The following is a 19376-nucleotide window of genomic DNA, read 5'->3' on the forward strand; positions in this document are numbered from 1 at the left end:
CTTGCGCCACTGCAAACACTTGCTAGATACAACGAGTTACAACATTGAATGCGGGGGCTAAATTCGTGGGGATCCCTCAGGGTTAGAACAAAATTTATCCATTGCATTAAAATCAAAACAAATAGAGTTTTATTATCAGCCTGTTATTGATTTAAAGACTATGAAGGTCGTCGGGGCAGAGACATTATGTCGGTGGCCACATTCTGAAAAAGGATTTATTCCTCCATCTGAATTCATTCCGATTGCAGAGCGCAGTAAGTTGGTTCATATATTAACCTATTTGGCTTTCGAAGCTGCTTTAGATGATTCTAATGAGTGGGATGATAAGTTATCAATTGCCGTTAATTTGTCTTTGTCTCAACTTTTTGATAACACCCATTTAGAAACCTTAATATCAAAAATTGAGAAAAAATTAGTCTCAAATAAAATTCGCATAATTATTGAAATAACCGAAAGTGTTGAACTCATTAATAATGCTACATTTTTTAACAGCATCAACAAATTGAGAAACATAGGCTGTGAGGTTGCGCTTGATGATTTTGGTACCGGATTCTCATCACTTTCCTATATCAAAAAATTACCAATTGATATCATAAAAATTGATCAATCATTTGTGCGGGATATTATTTCTGATCCTAAAGACCGTACTATGATAAAAGTAATATTAGGAATGGCAAGGGAGTTTGGGTTTGAAACAATAGCAGAGGGTGTTGAAACAAAAGAGCAGCTGAAATTTTTAATTGATAATGGCTGCAAAAGGGCTCAAGGTTTTTTATTTAGCAAGGCACTTCCATTGAAAGAATTTAATTTATTTACAACCAGTTTTAACAAAGGGAATGGCTTTTTGGAACAAATAAATGCGATTGAAAATTGATACTTTATCATAGCCATCTTACCTGTTTAAATTGAAGCATCATTATGCGGGGATGGCGTTCGCTAGCATGCGCTGAAGTTTTCAAAGTGTTTGTGTGGCAGCAAACTTTGCGCACTTATTCTGCGGGCTGTTTTTTAGTCTGCATTTGCAACCGGGTCAGTGCGGCAATTAGCAGCAAGCTGATGCTAACAGCGACAATGGTTAATGCTAAATAGCCCAGTGGCGGCCGCTCGAAGTGAAATAGGGTGTTCATAAAGGGTAAAGACAGTGCCAGTGCCAGCATAATTACGCCGCTGGCGACTACCCACCACAAGGCCGGATTGGGCAGTTTAATCGATTTAACTAACGGTAATGACCAGGAACGGTTGATAAAAATTAGCCAGATATCGCCAATAATCATCGCGCTAAAGGTCAGGGCTCTGGCTTGTTGTTCGGCGAGCCCGGCCCATAGTGCGGCCAGATAAACACCCAGTAGCAACAGTAGCAGCACCGCGCCCTGTTGCAGGCCCCGCATTAGCATGGGGCGGTTAAATATTTTCTCAGAGGCTTTACGCGGTGGCCTTTTCATCACGTCGGATTCTTCCTGCTCTGCTTCAAACACAATAGAACAGGTGGGGTCGATCATCAGTTCAAAAAACACGATATGTACCGGCAGTAAAATCAGCGGCCAACCCAGCATAACCGGCAACATCGACAAACCAGCGATAGGAATGTGTGCGGCCACCACGAATACTACAGCCTTGCGAATGTTGTCGACGATGCGCCTACCCAGTCGCACCGCGGCGACTATAGAGCCAAAGTCGTCATCCAATAACACTAACGCGGCTGACTCACGCGCGACGTCGGTGCCACGGCCGCCCATGGCGATACCAATATGAGCAGCTTTTAAAGCAGGCGCATCATTGACGCCATCACCTGTCATGGCGACTATTTCGCCGGCACTTTTCAGCGTTTGTACTAACCGTAACTTTTGTTCTGGCTGCACCCGACAAAACACCGTGGCCTGGCGCAAACGTTGTTGTAACTGCGTTTCGTCCAGCGCATCGATGTCTTCCCCGGTTAGCACGCCGGCGCTAACGTCCAGGCCACATTGCTCAGCAATACTCAGCGCAGTGGCCGGGTAGTCGCCGGTAATCATGATCACGCGAATACCAGCCGCCAGGCACTGGCTTATGGCCGGACGTGCGGTGGGGCGTAGCGGGTCGGCAAGGGCGATCAGGCCAATAAACCCGAACTCGAAATCATGTTGTATCTCAGGTAAATCCGGCTGCTTAAATGCCGCTTTAGCGACGCCCAGCAACCGCAAACCTTGCTTTGCTGCCTTATCCACTTGCCTGCTGATGTGCGTTGCTTGCTCAGCAGAGAGATGGCATAAATCGATGATGGCTTCCGGTGCGCCTTTGGCGGCAATCACATAATCGGCCTGATCCGGCGATCGCCAGACGCGCGACATGGCCAGTAAGTCTGGCGATAGCGGGTAGTCTTCTGCCAGTGTCCAGTTGGCGTGGATATGTTCAGTACCGGCAAGTGCGGCATGGCCGGTGTGCTGAATAGCTTGCTCCATTGGATCAAAGGGATGGCGGTGGCTAGACAGCATGGCAAACTCAAGCGTTTGATGAAATGCCCCGGCAAAGCTTTCCGCTTCAGGCTCTGCGGCAACGTCAAATATATGCACCTGTTCGTCGACAATAACCTGTGCCATCGCCATGCGGTTTTGCGTTAAGGTGCCGGTTTTATCAACGCAGAGTACGGTGGCCGCGCCCAGCATTTCAATGGCAGAAATACGCCGTGTTAGCACGTGTTTTTTAGCGATGCGCCAGGCGCCAAGGCCAAGAAAAATAGTGAGTATTAGTGGTAATTCGGCCGGCAATATCGACATGGCCATGGTGAGCCCGGCAAGAATGCCATTGAACCAGTCACCGCGGGTTATGCCATACCAAGCCGTTAACACTATCACCAGCACTATGCTCCACAGCGCAACTACTTTAACCGCCTGTGCCGTTTCTGTTTGTAAAGCACTGGGTTCGGCTTGCAGGCTGAATAAGGCTTTACCTATACTGCCAAGCGCTGTGGTTTCGCCGGTGGCCAGCACCAAGGCTTTAGCTTTGCCTTGCACCACCAATGAACCAGAGTAAACAAAGGCAGTATCTTCGCCACCAGGTGGCTGCATAGTAGTGGCAATATCACTGGTCGCCAATTTTCGTACCGGCACAGATTCGCCACTGAGCAAGGACTCATCAATGGTCATAGTTTGGTTATCCAGCAGCACGGCGTCTGCCGGTACGCGGTCGCCTTCTGCCAGAAAAATGATGTCGCCAGGAACTACGTCACGACCGGCAATACGTTGTGGTTTGCTATCACGCAGCACCAACGCGCGCGGGCTGGACAGGTCGCGCAGCGCTTCCAGTGCGCGCTCACTTTTGCGCTCCTGCGCGAAGCTCATCACCATAATAATCAGCACCGAGCCCAGCAATATATAGGCATCGGTTTTACTGCCCAACAGTAAATAAATGCTGCCGCAACTGATCAGCAGGATAAACATTGGCTCATGCACAATGCTCCATGCAATGGCGAATAACGAACGCGGTTTTGCAGACGGTAAGGTATTGGCTCCAACAGTTTTCAGTCGCTGCAGTGCTTCGCTGCTGCAAAGCCCGGTGAGGTTATCTGTTATAGCAGTGTTAGGGGCGGACATAGCTTACCTTTTAGGTATCAATGCTGGCGCTAAATCCTATTATTACGCTATTTCATGCCTTTTGCCTGTACGGTAGCGCACTCAGGCGGCATTGCTTTAGCTTAATCTGTTTGGTTATTTATTAACTGAATGGCTGTATTTTATTTCGTCAATTATTGCCATGGCCAGAGGGGATGAGGTGTTATTTTTTGATGTGATTAGCATCACCGGGATTTGATACGAGTACTGCTGAGGCAATATCGGCTTAAACATCCCTTTATCTACCCAATAACTGGCGTAGTGTTCGGGTAAATAACCGATAAACTTGCCTGTTAAAATAAGGTGTGCAATGCCTTCATCGTGGTAGGCAATGGCGCTGTTTTGGTAATTTAACCCGTCGTTACGGGCTTCTTTGTCGCGCATATAGTTGCTGGTAATAACGTCTGAGCGTTGTAGCAATCTGCTGATATCCTGAGTATTGCAATTAAACAACGGGTGGCCCGACGCGCAATACAGGTAGTTGGTTTCGTTATGCAGCGGCGTATAGTCTAACCCCCTAATATGATGGCGGCTTACACCAATGCCTAGTAGCGAGCGGCCATTGGCCACGGCGGTTTCTACTTCGCGTGCTTCGCAAACATATAACTCAAATTGAATGTTATCGCTTTTAACCTTAAGTGCCCCAATAGCTTGGGCCACCTTGCAGCGCGGATCGCTAACCAGGGTGTCGATAATGGCAATGGTTACCCGGCCAGACAATTGCTGTTTTGAACCGGCAATAGTATTGGCAAAGGCTTCACATTGCTGCAGTAATTCTAATGATGCTTGATAGGTAATGCGCCCAGGCTCGGTGAGTTCAAAGCCGCTGCGGCCACGCTTACATAACTTAACGCCTAAGCGCACCTCTAAATCAGATAAATGTGCACTAATAGTAGAGCGGCCAATATTCAGCCGTGATTCGGCAGCTGAAAGCCCGCCGCATTCGACAATAGTGACGAAAACTCGAAGTAATTTAAGGTCGACATCATGAACTTGCATAGTGCTGGCGCTTTAGTTCGTTAAATCCGGAATAAGTTACGATTATTATGTATTTATAAAACTACCGGCGCAAGCTAGCATGACGACATTAAAGCAATGCCTGCTAATCGTGGCTGCGGCTGAACCGGTTTGCTCACATCAACACGCCATGAATCGTCCCTGAGGCTCGATTCCGGCCATCCCTGGCCTTCAACGGTTGACTTAGAGCAAATCGATTCTGCCTGTGTAGTTCTGATGCAGGCAATTTATAAGCAGGTTTAAGGAGCACAAAATGACGTTTCGCTATGGTTTAGACCGGATGAATTTAGATATAGTTAACGGTATCGCTGATGGCAGCATTAAAGCTGAGTTGTGTGCTGAGGCGATTGCCAGAATTAATCAAAGCCGCAACAACGTTGAGGTTATGGCCTCATCTGATAAAGCTATCTACGGTATTAACACCGGTTTCGGCCCGCTTTGCGATACCCAAATCTCTCCGGCAGAAACTGCACTGCTGCAAAAAAACCTGCTGATCACTCATGCGGTGGGGGTAGGCGAGCCGATTGCCAAAGCGATTTCAAAACTAATGCTGATCACTAAAGTACATGCGTTAAGCCAGGGCTATTCCGGCATCCGGCTTGACGTGGTTGAGCGCATGCTAACCTTTATTGAACTGGATTTAATTCCGGTAGTGCCGGAGCAAGGCTCAGTGGGCGCGTCTGGCGATTTAGCCCCATTGTCGCATTTGTTTTTACCATTAATTGGTGAAGGTGAATTCTGGCAGGGTAAAGACAGCATTACCGCCGCTGAAGCCTTGCAAAAACATGGCCTGCAACCTATGGAGCTGCAAGCGAAAGAAGGTCTGGCGCTGATAAACGGCACCCAGTTTATCTTGTCGCATGCGATTACTGCGCTTAGCAAAATGCGTTATTTATTAGATTTAGCCGATGTTGCTGGCGCCATGAGTATTGAAGGCATGCAAGGTAGTAGCTCGCCGTTCCGGCCTGAACTACACCAGCTACGCGCCTTTGCCGGCAACGTTGAAGTGGCTGCTCGCATGCGCCGCTTATTTGAAAATTCTGAAAATATGGCGTCGCACACTGGTTGTGCCCGGGTGCAAGACCCTTACTCGCTGCGCTGTATTCCACAAGTTCATGGTGCATCGCGCAATGCCTTTAACCACTTAAAGGAACTGGCCGAAATCGAGATGAATTCGGTTACCGATAACCCTATTGTGATTAGCAGCGAAGAAGCTATTTCAGGCGGCAGTTTCCATGGCCAGCCACTGGCGATGGTGCTGGATTACAATTCTATTGCTGCTGCAGAACTGGGCAATATTTCAGACCGTCGTTGTTATTTGTTGTTGGAAGGCTTGCACGGCTTGCCGCGTTTGCTGACAAAGTCTGGCGGTTTAAATTCAGGCATGATGATCCCGCAATATGTCACTGCTGCGCTGGTAACTGAAAATAAATCACTGTGTTTCCCGCCGTCAGCTGACAGCGTACCCACTTCGATGGGGCAGGAAGATCATGTGTCGATGGGCAGTATTTCTGGCCGTAAACTCAACCAGATTTTGGGTAACCTGGAAAAAATCCTCGCCATTGAACTGATGTATGCGGCGCAGGCTATTGAGTTCCGTCGGCCTAACACCTGTTCAGATTTAATTGAGCATAACTTTGCGCTTATTCGCGAGAAAGTAACCAAGTTAGAAGAAGACAGGCTATTAAAGCCAGATATTGATGCGATGATAAATCTGGTTAAAACACAGGCTTTTCGCGTTAGTTTTACGCTGAACTAAGGGGAGAATAGCATGACTTTTCAACAGCAGATTAAGCAAGGTATCCCTAACGAATTACCAGCGGCAAAACCTTATCCGGTTGATGCTAACCGCGCGCCTAAGCGCAAAGATATTTTGAGTAAAGCAGAGAAGCAGCTGGCGATAAGAAATGCACTGCGTTATTTCCCTAAAGCCTGGCACGCCGAGCTGGCAACCGAGTTTGCACAGGAACTAAAAGACTGCGGCCGTATTTATATGTATCGGTTTAAACCGGAGTATGCGCTTAAAGCCCGGCCAATTGCCGACTATCCGGCTAAATGTCAGCAAGCTGCGGCCATTATGCTGATGATCGACAATAACCTGGACCCTGCGGTAGCACAGCATCCGGAAGAGCTGATTACTTACGGCGGTAATGGCGCAGTGTTTCAAAACTGGGCGCAGTACCGCTTAACCATGCAGTATTTAAGCGAAATGCAAAGCGACCAAACGCTGCATATGTATTCGGGCCACCCGATGGGGTTGTTTCCGTCATCTGAAGACGCGCCACGGGTAGTGGTAACTAACGGCATGATGATCCCGAATTATTCTCAACCGGATGATTGGGAAAAATTTAACGCCCTGGGCGTGACTCAGTATGGCCAAATGACCGCTGGTTCTTTTATGTACATAGGCCCGCAAGGAATAGTGCATGGCACCACCATTACCGTAATGAATGCGTTTCGTAAGGTGCTTAATAAAGGCGAAAGCCCACAAGGTAAAATTTTTCTTACTGCCGGTTTGGGTGGCATGAGCGGTGCGCAGCCTAAAGCCGGTAACATTGCTAACTGCATTACCGTGTGTGCTGAAGTAAACCCCAAAGCGGCCATAAAACGCCACCAGCAAGGCTGGGTAGATGAACTGATAGATAACATGGATGCGTTGATTGCCCGGGTTAAAACGGCGCAGGCGAATGCCGAAGTAGTGTCAATTGCCTATATTGGTAATGTGGTCGAAGTGTGGGAAAGCTTTTACCAGCACGATATTTTTGTCCATTTGGGCTCAGACCAAACCTCACTGCATAACCCCTGGTCAGGTGGTTATTACCCGGTAGGTATTAGCTATGACGAATCTAACCGGTTAATTCGTGAACAACCCGATGTGTTTAAAGAGAAAGTGCAGACTACGCTTAAGCGCCACGCTGATGCAGTGAACAAACATACCGCCAAAGGCACCTATTTTTTTGATTACGGCAATGCGTTTTTACTTGAAACATCGCGCGCTGGTGGCGATGTTATGGCACCAAATGGTATCGACTTTAAATACCCGTCCTATGTGCAGGATATTCTGGGGCCTATGTGTTTTGACTATGGCTTTGGTCCATTCCGTTGGGTGTGTGCATCAGGCAAGCCTGAAGATCTGGATAAAACTGATGCTATTGCCGCAGACGTGTTAAAGCGAATTATGGCCGAATCGCCGGAAGAAATTCAGCAGCAAATGCAGGACAACATCAGCTGGATATTGGATGCCAAGCAAAACAAAATGGTGGTTGGCTCGCAGGCACGAATTTTATACGCTGACGCCCAAGGCCGGATGGAAATAGCCAAAGCCTTTAACGATGCGATTAAGCGTGGTGACATTAGCCCTGTGGTGCTGGGACGTGATCACCATGATGTCAGTGGCACCGACTCGCCTTACCGCGAAACCTCAAACATTTACGATGGCAGCCGCTTTACCGCGGATATGGCTATCCATAACGTGATAGGCGATAGCTTCCGTGGTGCAACCTGGGTGTCTATTCACAACGGTGGCGGTGTTGGCTGGGGTGAGGTTATCAATGGTGGTTTTGGCATGTTGCTCGACGGCAGTGAGCAGGCCGAGCGTCGGCTTAAGTCTATGCTACTGTTTGATGTCAATAACGGCATTGCACGGCGCAGCTGGGCGCGCAACGAAGAAGCCGATTTTGCCATTAAACGCGAAATGGCCAGAACGCCCAAGCTAAAAGTGACGTTAGCCAACCGGGTAGATGATGAGGTAATACAAAACTTACCTTGGTAGCGGGCATGCTAGCGGGCTATGTCATTTTCCGGCATAGCCCGCTTTGATACCCCAAGCCAGGCCGCGCAGTGAACGCTATCCGGTTTTTCCAATCTCGCTTTTTATTTTACCACTGTATTAAAAAATACCGATGTCATATAAATTACCTACTATTAACTACGTCATAGCGGTTTAACTTTTTGCAAAAACCGTTGTTTGATTGGGTGATCAATAGAGGTGTGTATTGAGGAAATGGTTAGCCAGGCTGACTGATTTTGATACGCGGTTGCTTGTTACTCTAACGGTGTTTGTGCTGTTTATAGTCAGCTTTTTTGTCTATGTAGATGCTGAACGGGCAATTGACACCGCGAATAACAAACGGCTGCAATCATTTTTACTTGCCGACGAGTTAAGACAATCATCAGATGATCTTACCCGCATGGTACGCACTTATGCGGTTACCGGTGAGCCGCGGTACCGGCAACACTTTGATGAGATTTTTGCCATTCGTAATGGCCATGCCCCCAAGCCAGAGAATTATCATTATATTTACTGGGATTTGGTTGACGCATCAAACGCCCGCCCCCGACCTTTTGGCCCGCCGACTGCGCTATTAAATACTATGCGGCAAGTCGGCTTTACTGACAGTGAGCTGACACAGCTAGTGTCGGCTAAACAAGCTTCCGATGATTTAACCAATATTGAACAGCGCGCTATGGAGCTGGTGGCCAGCGGCGACCCGGCATTGCGTGAACAAGCCTTAGTGTTACTGCACAATGATGAATACCATCTGGCCAAAGCAGGCATTATGCGGCCGATAGATAAATTGTACTACATGATGAGTTCGCGCACGGCAAACTCAGTGCGTCAGGCAGAAATATCTGCCAGATGGTTAAGACTGGTGTTTGTTGTTTTAGGCTTAATGCTGTTGATGATGCTTTGGCAATTAAAACGCCGACAGCTGGCCATTTTGGGCGCGCCGGTCGCTGAGCTATATAGCAGAATTGAAGCCTTGGGCAACGGGGATTTTACCACCGATATCCTGGTGCCTGCCGGCAAAGATAACACCTTGCTTGGCTGGTTAAGCCGTACCCGGCACCGCTTGTTTTTATTAGAGCATACCCGGATGCAAGTGCAACAACGGCTTGAGCACTTAGCGCATTATGATCCATTAACCGGCTTATCCAATCGGGTGTTGTTGGCAGAGCAGTTACAAAAAAGCATGCTAAATGCCACACAACATCAGTCACTACTGGCTGTGGCCTTTGTTGATATTGATGGTTTTAAAGCAGTAAATGATCGCTTTGGCCATGCCTTGGGCGATCAGGTGTTGCAAACACTGAGCCAGCGGCTGGTCGCTGCAGTGGGTAAGGAAAATAGTGTTGCCAGGATGAGTGGTGACGAGTTTGTATTTTTACTCAGTAATCTGGCGCAGGTTGAAGACAGCCAGCCCATGCTGCAACAAGCGCTGGACAGCTTGGCCAGTCCGGTGACCATTGCTGGCGCTACGATAGCGCTATCGGCAAGTATTGGTGTGAGCTTTTATCCGCAGAACGCTGATGTTGCGGCCGAGCAGCTACTACGCCAAGCCGACCAGGCTATGTATGTTGCTAAGCAAGCGGGTAAAAACAGCTTTCATCTGTTTGATAACGAAGCAGATCAGCATACCCGGGTGGTTTTAAGAAGTTTGAACGACATTCGTGACGGCCTGGCACGGCAAGAGTTTGTATTGTTTTACCAACCTAAAGTTAATATGCATACTGGCGAATGTACAGGAGTTGAAGCGCTGATCCGTTGGCAGCATCCTGAGCAGGGTCTTATGGCGCCGGGTCTGTTTTTGCCGATAATTGAGCATCATGAGTTGGGCGTACAGCTGGGGCAATGGGTTATTAGTCAGGCTTTTCGGCAGTATCAGCTATGGCAGGCGCAGGGAATTACCATGGCGATTTCGGTTAATATTGCCGCCTTTCATTTACAGCAAGCCGATTTTTTCCAGCAATTGCAAAGCATTTTTGATACGTTTCCGTCGGTACCGCCCAGTATGTTAGAAATGGAAATTGTCGAAACCAGCGCATTACAAGATCTCGTCCATGTTAGAGAAACCATGCAGTCGTGTTCGGCGTTTGGTGTGACATTCTCGTTAGACGATTTTGGCACCGGTTATTCATCACTGTCTTATTTAAAGCGCTTGCCTATTAGTACGCTAAAACTTGACCAGAGCTTTGTCCGGGATATTCTCACCGATACCGACGATTTAGCCATATTGCAAGGCGTGCGCCTTCTAGCCGAGACGTTTGAGCTGGCCACCATTGCCGAGGGCGAAGAAACCGCAGCACATAGGCAAAAATTGTTGGAAATAGGCTATGTGTTTGGTCAGGGATACGGTATTGCCCGACCTATGCCCGCCAGTGCTTTTGCTAGCTGGTTGTCAAAATGGGATATTGCGAGTTTGTCTTAGCTCAGCCACCAGAAAATGTTGTGCGCTATACTGGTTAAAATTTATTCAGGATGATTAGCTATGAAACGCCGCGACTTTCTTACCTAAACCTCATTATTAATTGGTAGCACTTTGCTGCCGGTATCTGGACTATTGCAAGCCAGTGCCACCATACCCGCGCTTAAAACCGCAAATTGGAAAGGCCTTCGACAGCAGCTTACGTTAACCCATAACTATATCCACCTGGCCACGTTTTAACTGGCATCGCCCCCCCAAACCAGCACCTGCTGCCATTTAACGCCACCGTAAAGCCTTTGATGAAAACCCAGCCGATTACTGGCATGAGCACTTTATGACCATAGAGCACCAGATTGCCGCTGTGGCGGCAGAGTACATGGGTGGCGAAGCCTGGCAAATCGCGTTTACCGACAGCACCACTATGGGTTGGTCAGAAATGAAGGGCGTGAAGTTGTATACGCCGATGCCTGCTGAGTCGTCGTCGGGCTTAGTGTGTTTTGAAGTGTAAAGCTTAGGCTTTAAGTTTGTCTCTCCCTCTTAATTTATTATTGCCTGCTTAAAATGTTATTTAAAGTGAGTTTTTTAGATTTTTATAATGCTTTATTAAGTTATTTTTGTTAAAAAGTAATGAACTGCAAATTTGTTTAAATTTTGTTGGTCTAAACGCGTTAGACACTAAAGTAGCAGCGTAAACCCATGCCAGATGTTAGGTGTGCTAAATGAAACTTGCAAAACAGAGTGTGGCATGAGGTTGTTTGCAATCGTTATTTTTTTGTGGTGCTGGCCTGCATTGTCTTGCCAATGGCCTTCGCTAACATTTTTGGTGGGGGTTGAAAAACCACCTTATATTGAGGTTGCAACACAAAAAGGCTTTGAGCTGGAATTGTTGCAACGTGTGAGTTTAAAGCTGCAGCGCTGTGCGGTTTTTCTGCACACGCCTAATGGCCGTTTACTAGACTTGTTTAATAAAGGCCAAGCGGATTTTGTCTCATTGCAGCGCACTGTGCCAGCGGGTTACTTCGCAACTCGTTCCTACATTAACTATGAAAATATTCTTATCACAAGGCTAGATCTTAAACCGCAGCTGCAATCATTGCATGATTTAGCAGGAAAGCGGGTAATGGCATTTCAAAATGCCCATATTTTTTTACCTAAAGCTTATGCTGAAAAAATACCAGAGTTTGCCAGTTATCTTGAGGTTGTAGAGCAAGATCAACTGCCAGCGCTATTGCTGAAAAACAGGGTTGACGTGCTGGTCATGGACAAAAATATTTTCGAATATTTTTACCATAAAACAGCTCCGGATGACGCCAGCTTAAAGCAGCACCCATTGTTTGGTATTAACAGTTATCACTTACTGGGGCGGGATGCCTGGCTGGTAGAGCGTTTTGATAAGGCATTGCTTACCTTTCAACAAAGTGATGAATATCAGCAACTGCAGCTAAAGTACTTTCAACATGCCAACCAGCCTGAGCAAGCAAGCCAAACTGCTGTTTTACCATAAGTAGCAAATTCTAGCTTAAGCGGTAAATTGTGCTCTAAGTAACGGCGATTCCCTCTGGCAATGATACCGCGGCTGATTAAACGCAATTAAATGGTTACGCCAATGGTATTCGCGGTAAAATAGCGCTTACGTTAAGCTATTTACCTTTGCAATGAGACGCTGATTTACTGATGAAAAAACTCTCGGCAGTACAACTTAAACAACAAGCCACTGTAATGGCGGCAGTTAACGCGCTGGAGCAGCAAGCATTCACGCAACTCCCGGGTACAGTGCAATGTTGGTTTAGCCTGGCCTATGAAGCGTTTCCGGGATCGCTTTTGGTGCGGGTGCAATTAAGCGATGATGCAGCGTTGGCATTGGCGCAGCCGCAGTTGCTGGCATGGCAAAAGCGGCTGAGCGGTTTACTGCTGAAAAAAGGCATAGTGCTAAAAGATATGCGCAAGCATCTGGTGTTTACGCTAAATAGCCCTGATGATTAATTCTGACAACAACTGCCTGTTGAGACAGCTATGAAATACACCCTTGGCGCTTATGCCGCTTCACCCAACCACAGCGGTTGGAGCCCAGAGCTTGAAACCGCGTTTTATAACGAATTAAAAGCGCTGCCAAATATAAAAGGCCTGGAACATCCGTTTTTAGGCTCATTGCATGCCCATGACGACAGTTGGTTTTTAACCAATATTAACCCGCAGTGGGATTACGTGTTTACCTGTATTCCCGGCATTATGAATGCGTTAGGGCAAAATCCGCAGTTTGGTTTGGCATCCGATAACGAGGCTGGCAGACAGGCTGCGATACAGTTTATGCAGCAAGCTTGCGCGGCAATAGGCAAGCTAAATGCACACTTGGGCCGGCAGGCGGTAACGGCAATTCAAATTCAAACTGCTCCGGCAAGGCATAAAGCGGTATCGTCTAAAGCAGCGCTTAAGGCTTCACTTGAAGCGCTGTTGCAGTGGGACTGGCAGGGTGCGCGCATTGTTATTGAACACTGCGATGCACTGGTTGACAGTCATGCTCCCTCAAAAGGTTTTTTAACCCTTGGCGATGAGCTTGAAGTGATTACACAGCTAAACACAAAGCTAAACACAAAGCAGCAATTAGGCATGGTGATTAACTGGGGCCGTTCGGTATTTGAGACCCGCCGTGTTGAGGGAGCGATTGAACATATTAATGCTGCGCAAGCGGCCGGTTTGTTAAGCGGTGTGATGTTTTCCGGCGTGTCTGACAAAGACAGTGAATATGGCGCCTGGCGCGACAGCCACCAACCGCCAACACAAAGTGATCTTATTCCCAACGGTGAGCCAGGCAGCTGGATGACAGAGCAGGCGATACATCAATGTTTAGCCGCTTGTAATGCGGCGGAACTAGCAGTGTTAGGGGCGAAGATTGGTATTCGGCCACACGATGCATCTATTGAACAACGTATAGCGATTATCCGCGATACGTTGGCGATTCTAGACCGCTATTTCAACATTACTTAAACGACGCTTGCTAGATTACGAATCTTTATAAAATCTTTATACCGGCGTGGAAAATCTTTAGAAAAGCTTTACAGCAGCAAAGGTTAGATAGCGTTAGGCTTGCGCTATTGATCTTTGCTGCAGTACATCGTGATGACAGGTTACGCTTTTACGCTTGGCGACACTGAAGTTAAAAACAAACATTTCTTTTATCGCGTAATAGGCTATTTGCTGATTAGCCTAAGCGTGGCGCAATTTGTAACGATGGCGGTTAGCTTTGCGCTGCAAGACCGCGCGTTTTGGAACTTTCTGTTGGCGGGTGCTGTAACCATTAGTGTTGGTGGGGTGTTGGTGGCACGTTCCGGCAGCGCTGTGCAGTTGAAAAAGCGCTATCTGTTTTTACTCACCACCTTGTGCTGGTTGTCGGTTTGCCTGTTTGCCGCTTTGCCACTGTATCTTAGTTTACCAGAGCTTAGTGTAACCGACGCCTGGTTTGAAACGGTGTCGGCTATTACCACCACCGGCTCTACAGTGCTAAGCGGACTGGATACTATGCCAAAAGCGGTATTGTTGTGGCGGGCGATTCTGCAGTGGATAGGTGGCATTGGTATTATCGTGATGGCGATAGCGATATTGCCAGCTCTGAAGATAGGCGGCATGAAGCTGTTTAAAACAGAAAGCTCGGATATTTCTGAAAAAATACTGCCGCGCAGTAGTAGTTTGTCCAGCTCTATTTTAATGGTGTATCTTGGGATAAGCCTGGCGGCAGCGGTTAGCTATTATGCCGGTGGTATGTCGTTTTTTGATGCCGTAACCCATGCCATGACATCGGCTGCTACAGGTGGTTTTGCCAATTATGATGCGTCTTTTGGCTATTTTAATGATAAACCCTGGTTAATGTGGTTAAGCAGTGTCTGGATGACGCTGGCAGCGCTACCTTTCGTGTTATTTGTTGGTATGGCCCGGGGCGATAAATGGGTATTGCTGCGCGATCCGCAGGTGAAAGCGTTTATTGCCATTGTGCTGACAGCAGCAATACTGCTTGCTGGTTATCAGATAATACACGACGACCGCGATTGGTTTTCGGCCTTAACCCACAGCCTGTTTAATGTGGTGTCGGTGATCACTACCTGTGGCTATGCCTCTGAGGATTACACGCTGTGGGGCAGCATGGCAGTGGTGATGTTTTTTTATCTTACTTTTTGTGGTGGCTGCTCTGGTTCGACGTCCGGCGGGCTGAAAATTTTCCGTACCCAGCTATCGGGTTATATGTTGTTGAAACAGCTAAACCTGTTAATTCACCCTAATGCTGTCTGGACGCAAAAATACGGTAACAAAACTGTAGATGACAGCCTGTTAAGCGCTGTGCTGGCGTTTGCCTTTGTGTATTTTGCTACCATAGCGGCATTGGCTTTGGTGTTATCCATGTATAATCTGGATTTTGTTACTGCGTTAACCGGTGCTGCAACTGCGGTGGGCAATGTGGGGCCCGGGCTTGGCGATATCATTGGTCCTGCCGGTAACTTTGCGTCCTTGCCTGATGGCGCAAAGTGGTGGCTGACTCTGGGTATGCTGTTGGGGCGGTTGGAGATTTTGACCATGTTATTACTGTTTACGCCAATGTACTGGCGTTATTAAGGCCACTAACGATGAAACTGACCCATGCCAGACATTTTGCGCTATGGCAGCTGGTGCTGTTGGCGCTGGCTGTGCCGGTAGCCATAGCGCTGCTGTTGCTACCGGGTAGAGCGTTGCTAACGACAACGGATGTTGCCATGCTGCAACTGCTATGGGTCACGTGGGTCGCTCAACAGGTAGGCCAGCGCTGGGCCATTATTACGACCGTTAGCAGTGTGCTGTTGCTTGACTGGTTTTTTGTCGAGCCTTATAACACCTTGTATATTAACCATATTGATTACCTTATTACCTTTATCGTTATGTTGTTGCTGGGCAGTTTTATTGGTCGTTTATCGGGTCGTTTGCGGGTTGAGTTGGCACGGGCGAAAAAAAATATGCGCAAGCGACAACTGTTGGCCAGTAAAAACCGCCAAGCCAGGTTTCAAGTGGAACTGGAGCATAGCCGAGCGATGTTGCTTCGTTCTATCTCGCATGATTTACGTACACCGCTTGCAACGATTATGGGCGCATCCAGCATGCTTGCCGACAGCGAACTTACCCTGAGTAGCGAAGAGATACGTGAGCAAGCGGCGAATATCTACCGCCAGAGCAGTTTGCTAAGTGAGCATTTTGACAAAGTGATGGAGCTAAGCCGGGTGCAGCAGCCACAGCACACGTTGGCCCGTACTGAGCTGGATGTCGCCGATGTGGTGTCGGCTGCCATCAGCCGCCGTGCGCAATTACTTACTAATCAAGCCCTACAAATTCATCTCAACAGCCATGCCCGTTGTATGGCCGACAGTACTTTGCTGGAAATTGCGCTGGCCAATATGCTGGAAAACGCTGTGCGCCATGGTGCAGCACCGGTAACAGTAAGTTTTAACCTGGATAACGGCGACTATCTCTTACGTGTAAGCAATGCGGTTGCCAGCCAGAATACTGCTCAGCGGGATAGCGGCACCGGGCTTGGTACGGCCATTTGTAAAGCCGTTATGCAGCTACACGCTGGCCAGTTCAGCCTGCACAGTAGCGATAACCAGACCATGCTGGCGCAACTGCGTTGGCCGGAAACAACCGACAATACGGAGCAACACGGTGGCTGAAACCATACTGGTGTTAGAAGATGATCCGGCAATGCAAAGCTTTCTTAGTACCTTACTGAAAAGCCAACAGCATAAGGTGTTAAGTTTTAGTGCTGGCCTGCTGGCACTGCAATGTTTGGTGACCGAATCAGTAGATCTGATATTGCTTGATTTGGGGTTGGCTGATATGGATGGTCAGGTTTGGCTTGAGCAATTACGTAGCTGGAGTGAGATACCGGTGATAGTAATATCTGCCCGCCACAGCGAGCAGGATAAAGTACTGGCACTGGACAATGGTGCCAATGACTATGTCACCAAGCCATTCAGCGCGGCGGAGTTAATGGCGCGTATCAGGGCTAACCTTCGTAAAGCGACACTTCACCAGCAGGTGTTTGCCTTTGGAGACGTACAGTTAGACCCGGTTCACCGCACTGTGCAGCGCAACACACAACCAGTACACCTAACTAAGACAGAATATGATATTTTACTGTTGTTAATGCGTAACGCCGATAAGGTTTTGACACATAATCAGATTTTGAGCCAGGTTTGGGGTAAGGCCTACACCGGCCGGCCAGAGTATGTGCGGGTGCATATGGCGCAGCTACGGCAAAAACTGGAAGCCAACCCGGCAGCGCCCACTTATTTGAAAACCGAGCCTGGTGTTGGCTACAGGTTATCAGTGTCTGCTACCGGGTTATAACAGCTTAATTTGACGGCGTACGGTACTTCTCAAACCAGGCCAGCATATACTCGACTTTTTCTATCATCCGGCTTGGGCGGTTTGAAATACCATGCGGTGAACCCGGTATGCGCACCAACGTAGTGTCGATACGACGTATTTTCAGCGCCTGATAAAATTGTTCAGACTCAGAAATGGGGGTGCGTCTATCGTTCTCGCCGGTAATTAAGATAGTCGGCGTTTGTACATTGCCGACTAAACTAAGCGGTGAACGCTGCCAGTAATGCTCTACATTTTCCCAAGGCACGCCAGGGAACTGATGAAAGGTTTGATACAGGTAACTGTCGCCGGTTAATACTTTGCTTAACCAGTTAATAATCGGTTTTACCACTGCCGCTGCTTTGTAGCGGTTAGTCAGGCCTATGGCATACGCTGTGGCAATACCACCGGCTGAACCACCGCCAATAAACAGGTTGTTTTCGTCAATAAAGCCCAGTTTAAGCATGGCGTTTACGCCGCTGTCGTGGTCAGCGTAATCTTCAGGTGAACTGTATTTATTTTGCAGTAACAGGGCAAAACGCTCGCCATAAGATGAGCTACCGCGATTGTTATCATAAAACACCACGTAACCTTCTTTGGCATAGCGCTGCATTTCCGCGCTCCACTGCGCACCATAGGCTAAATGGGGGCCGCCGTGGATCTCCAGCAATAATGGATATTTCTTTGTTGGGTCAAAATCAGGCGGTGTCATATACCAGCCTTGAATTTCTTCACCGTCAAACGACGATTTATAGGTAATTTCATGAACCTGAGCCAGTTTCTTGTGCCCGAGTAAATCCTCGTTCAGCGCGGTAAGCACCGTGCTTTTGCCTTTTTGCACGACAGCAACATCGCTTGGCCGTTGGCTGGTACCATGGGTATAAGCAATAACGCCGTTTGCGGCCACTGAATAACTGCCACTTAAATAAGGCTGGGGCTGCGATACACCCCCTAAGCTGGCCGTCAGCTCCGTGAGCTTACCTTTAGTGGTTAAGGTGGCCAGTTTTCGTTGGCCGCGATCGTCATATTGCACCACAAAGCTAGTGTTACTGAGCCAGTTCGGGCTTTGGATACTGCGGTCAAAATCGGCGGCAACATCGCTAATGTTATTGTCTTTTAGTGTTAGAATTTTAAGTTTGCTGTTGCTGTAAGGCACGAGCGCATTGTTTTGCCATAAAAAGGCCAGCTGTTTGCCATCAGGTGAAAACACCGGTGCAGATTCAGTACCAGGCATAGTGGTCAGCGCCGTTAGCTGTTCTGTCGCTAAATCCAGTTTATACAGGTTGCTGTCACGGGGCTGAAATTCCCACTCCGGGTCTAAATTGGCAGAGAACACCAATGCTTTACTGTCTGGGGTAAAGCTTAAATCACTGCCATAGTTAACATCACCCTGGGTTAGCTGGCGAGCGGTGCCGCCGGTGGCTGGTAAGATAAAAATGTGTCTGAATTCGGGTTTTAAAAAGCCTTGTCCATCCGCCTGATAGCGGGCTCTATCCAGCACAATAGCCGATTCTGACCATTTAGCGCCGTTGGGCTTTTTTACCTTTTTCACCAGTTGCTTCATTTGCGCCTCACGGGCGGCAACATTCATGGTAAATGCTAACTGCTTGCCATCAGCAGACCAGGTAAGGTTTGTTGGCGAGCTTCGTAATGTCGATAGCTGTGCGGTTTTATTTTCTGCCAACCAGTGCAAGTGAATTTGCCGCGAGCCGCTGCGGTCTGAAATAAACGCCAGCTGGTTGCTGTTCGCTGCCCAGCGTGGTTGGCTGTAGTTAAATTCATCGGCGAAAAGCGGCAGCTGTTGGCCGGTTTTAACATCTAATAACCATAAGCTGGTGGCCGTGCTGTCGGTCATAATGTCATTGCTGGCACGAACGTACACTATTTTGCTGCCATCGGGGGAGATTTGCACGTCGCTGGCATATTCCAGGGCAAAAATATCTTCGGCTTCAAAATAGCGGCTACTTGCTGATGTTTCATGGCTGGTAACTTCAGCTTGTCCGGCGGCAGATAGGCCTGCACTACACAACAATAAACTGGCGGTAACAGCGATAGCGCTGCGAGTGAAAGTCGGCATAGGTTCCCCAATTTGCTCAATAAAGGTGGTGATGTGTCAAAAACTACCTTGTTATAGCGGCAAGTACAAACCTGCACGCGGCAGAGTGTTGTTTTTAAGCGGCATAGT

The 19376-nt window shown here is 48.0% G+C and carries 14 protein-coding genes; 11 read left to right on the forward strand and 3 right to left on the reverse strand.

Going from position 1 to position 19376, the window contains the following annotated elements; genetic code table 11:
* The first annotated feature begins 100 nt into the window (after window positions 1-100).
* The gene (locus tag H595_RS22415) at window positions 101-874 is read left to right on the forward strand and encodes an EAL domain-containing protein (RefSeq protein ID WP_276202267.1); all 774 of its coding nucleotides are present in this window, start codon (window positions 101-103) and stop codon (window positions 872-874) included.
* A gap of 115 nt (window positions 875-989) precedes the next feature.
* Here H595_RS22415 and H595_RS22420 read toward each other — a convergent pair whose 3' ends face one another.
* The gene (locus tag H595_RS22420) at window positions 990-3569 is read right to left on the reverse strand and encodes a cation-translocating P-type ATPase (RefSeq protein ID WP_051219907.1); all 2580 of its coding nucleotides are present in this window, start codon (window positions 3567-3569) and stop codon (window positions 990-992) included.
* A gap of 114 nt (window positions 3570-3683) precedes the next feature.
* On the reverse strand, window positions 3684-4586 hold the full coding sequence (locus tag H595_RS0114035) for a LysR family transcriptional regulator (protein WP_027671782.1): 903 nt from the start codon (window positions 4584-4586) through the stop codon (window positions 3684-3686).
* Window positions 4587-4857: 271 nt separating this feature from the next.
* Here H595_RS0114035 and hutH point away from each other — a divergent pair, with 271 nt between their 5' ends.
* From hutH to H595_RS0114085, 10 genes are all read left to right on the forward strand, one after another.
* Window positions 4858-6363, forward strand: a complete 1506-nt coding sequence (gene hutH / locus H595_RS0114040; protein WP_027671783.1) for a histidine ammonia-lyase — start codon at window positions 4858-4860, stop codon at window positions 6361-6363.
* A gap of 12 nt (window positions 6364-6375) precedes the next feature.
* Window positions 6376-8376, forward strand: coding sequence for a urocanate hydratase (locus tag H595_RS0114045; RefSeq protein WP_027671784.1), 2001 nt, complete (start codon window positions 6376-6378; stop codon window positions 8374-8376).
* Window positions 8377-8599: 223 nt separating this feature from the next.
* Window positions 8600-10813 (forward strand): putative bifunctional diguanylate cyclase/phosphodiesterase, encoded by a 2214-nt coding sequence (locus tag H595_RS0114050; RefSeq protein ID WP_027671785.1) that lies wholly within the window; start codon window positions 8600-8602, stop codon window positions 10811-10813.
* A gap of 331 nt (window positions 10814-11144) precedes the next feature.
* Window positions 11145-11318, forward strand: coding sequence for a hypothetical protein (locus tag H595_RS24610; RefSeq protein WP_240474905.1), 174 nt, complete (start codon window positions 11145-11147; stop codon window positions 11316-11318).
* Window positions 11319-11555: 237 nt separating this feature from the next.
* Entirely contained in the window at window positions 11556-12314 is a 759-nt protein-coding gene (locus tag H595_RS22425; protein WP_169338557.1) for a substrate-binding periplasmic protein, read from the forward strand.
* 170 nt (window positions 12315-12484) lie between these two features.
* Entirely contained in the window at window positions 12485-12793 is a 309-nt protein-coding gene (locus tag H595_RS0114065) for a hypothetical protein (RefSeq protein WP_027671786.1), read from the forward strand.
* Between the two features lie 30 nt (window positions 12794-12823).
* Complete coding sequence (locus H595_RS0114070) at window positions 12824-13795, forward strand: DUF4862 family protein (protein WP_027671787.1); 972 nt, start codon at window positions 12824-12826, stop codon at window positions 13793-13795.
* A 132-nt stretch (window positions 13796-13927) separates the two neighbouring features.
* The gene (locus H595_RS22430) at window positions 13928-15412 is read left to right on the forward strand and encodes a TrkH family potassium uptake protein (protein WP_051219909.1); all 1485 of its coding nucleotides are present in this window, start codon (window positions 13928-13930) and stop codon (window positions 15410-15412) included.
* An 11-nt stretch (window positions 15413-15423) separates the two neighbouring features.
* On the forward strand, window positions 15424-16494 hold the full coding sequence (locus tag H595_RS0114080; RefSeq protein WP_027671788.1) for a sensor histidine kinase: 1071 nt from the start codon (window positions 15424-15426) through the stop codon (window positions 16492-16494).
* Window positions 16487-17173 (forward strand): response regulator transcription factor, encoded by a 687-nt coding sequence (locus H595_RS0114085; RefSeq protein WP_027671789.1) that lies wholly within the window; start codon window positions 16487-16489, stop codon window positions 17171-17173. Before H595_RS0114080 ends, H595_RS0114085 begins: the two co-directional genes overlap by 8 nt.
* A 4-nt stretch (window positions 17174-17177) precedes the next feature.
* Here H595_RS0114085 and H595_RS0114090 read toward each other — a convergent pair whose 3' ends face one another.
* Window positions 17178-19268: an alpha/beta hydrolase family protein gene (locus H595_RS0114090; protein ID WP_037054871.1), complete on the reverse strand. Its 2091-nt coding sequence runs from the start codon at window positions 19266-19268 to the stop codon at window positions 17178-17180.
* Window positions 19269-19376 lie beyond the last annotated feature (108 nt).

The organism is Rheinheimera baltica DSM 14885 (assembly GCF_000425345.1).
GTDB classification, from domain to species: Bacteria; Pseudomonadota; Gammaproteobacteria; order Enterobacterales; family Alteromonadaceae; genus Alishewanella; species Alishewanella baltica.

Bases quoted from the DNA above. Each gene is read 5' to 3' on its own strand.
- H595_RS22420 (WP_051219907.1), bottom strand. From the start codon at position 3,569: ATGTCCGCCCCTAACACTGCTATAACAGATAACCTCACCGGGCTTTGC.
- H595_RS0114035 (WP_027671782.1), bottom strand. From the start codon at position 4,586: ATGCAAGTTCATGATGTCGACCTTAAATTACTTCGAGTTTTCGTCACT.
- hutH (WP_027671783.1), top strand. From the start codon at position 4,858: ATGACGTTTCGCTATGGTTTAGACCGGATGAATTTAGATATAGTTAAC.
- H595_RS0114045 (WP_027671784.1), top strand. From the start codon at position 6,376: ATGACTTTTCAACAGCAGATTAAGCAAGGTATCCCTAACGAATTACCA.
- H595_RS24610 (WP_240474905.1), top strand. From the start codon at position 11,145: ATGACCATAGAGCACCAGATTGCCGCTGTGGCGGCAGAGTACATGGGT.
- H595_RS22425 (WP_169338557.1), top strand. From the start codon at position 11,556: ATGAGGTTGTTTGCAATCGTTATTTTTTTGTGGTGCTGGCCTGCATTG.
- H595_RS0114065 (WP_027671786.1), top strand. From the start codon at position 12,485: ATGAAAAAACTCTCGGCAGTACAACTTAAACAACAAGCCACTGTAATG.
- H595_RS0114070 (WP_027671787.1), top strand. From the start codon at position 12,824: ATGAAATACACCCTTGGCGCTTATGCCGCTTCACCCAACCACAGCGGT.
- H595_RS22430 (WP_051219909.1), top strand. From the start codon at position 13,928: ATGACAGGTTACGCTTTTACGCTTGGCGACACTGAAGTTAAAAACAAA.
- H595_RS0114080 (WP_027671788.1), top strand. From the start codon at position 15,424: ATGAAACTGACCCATGCCAGACATTTTGCGCTATGGCAGCTGGTGCTG.
- H595_RS0114090 (WP_037054871.1), bottom strand. From the start codon at position 19,268: ATGCCGACTTTCACTCGCAGCGCTATCGCTGTTACCGCCAGTTTATTG.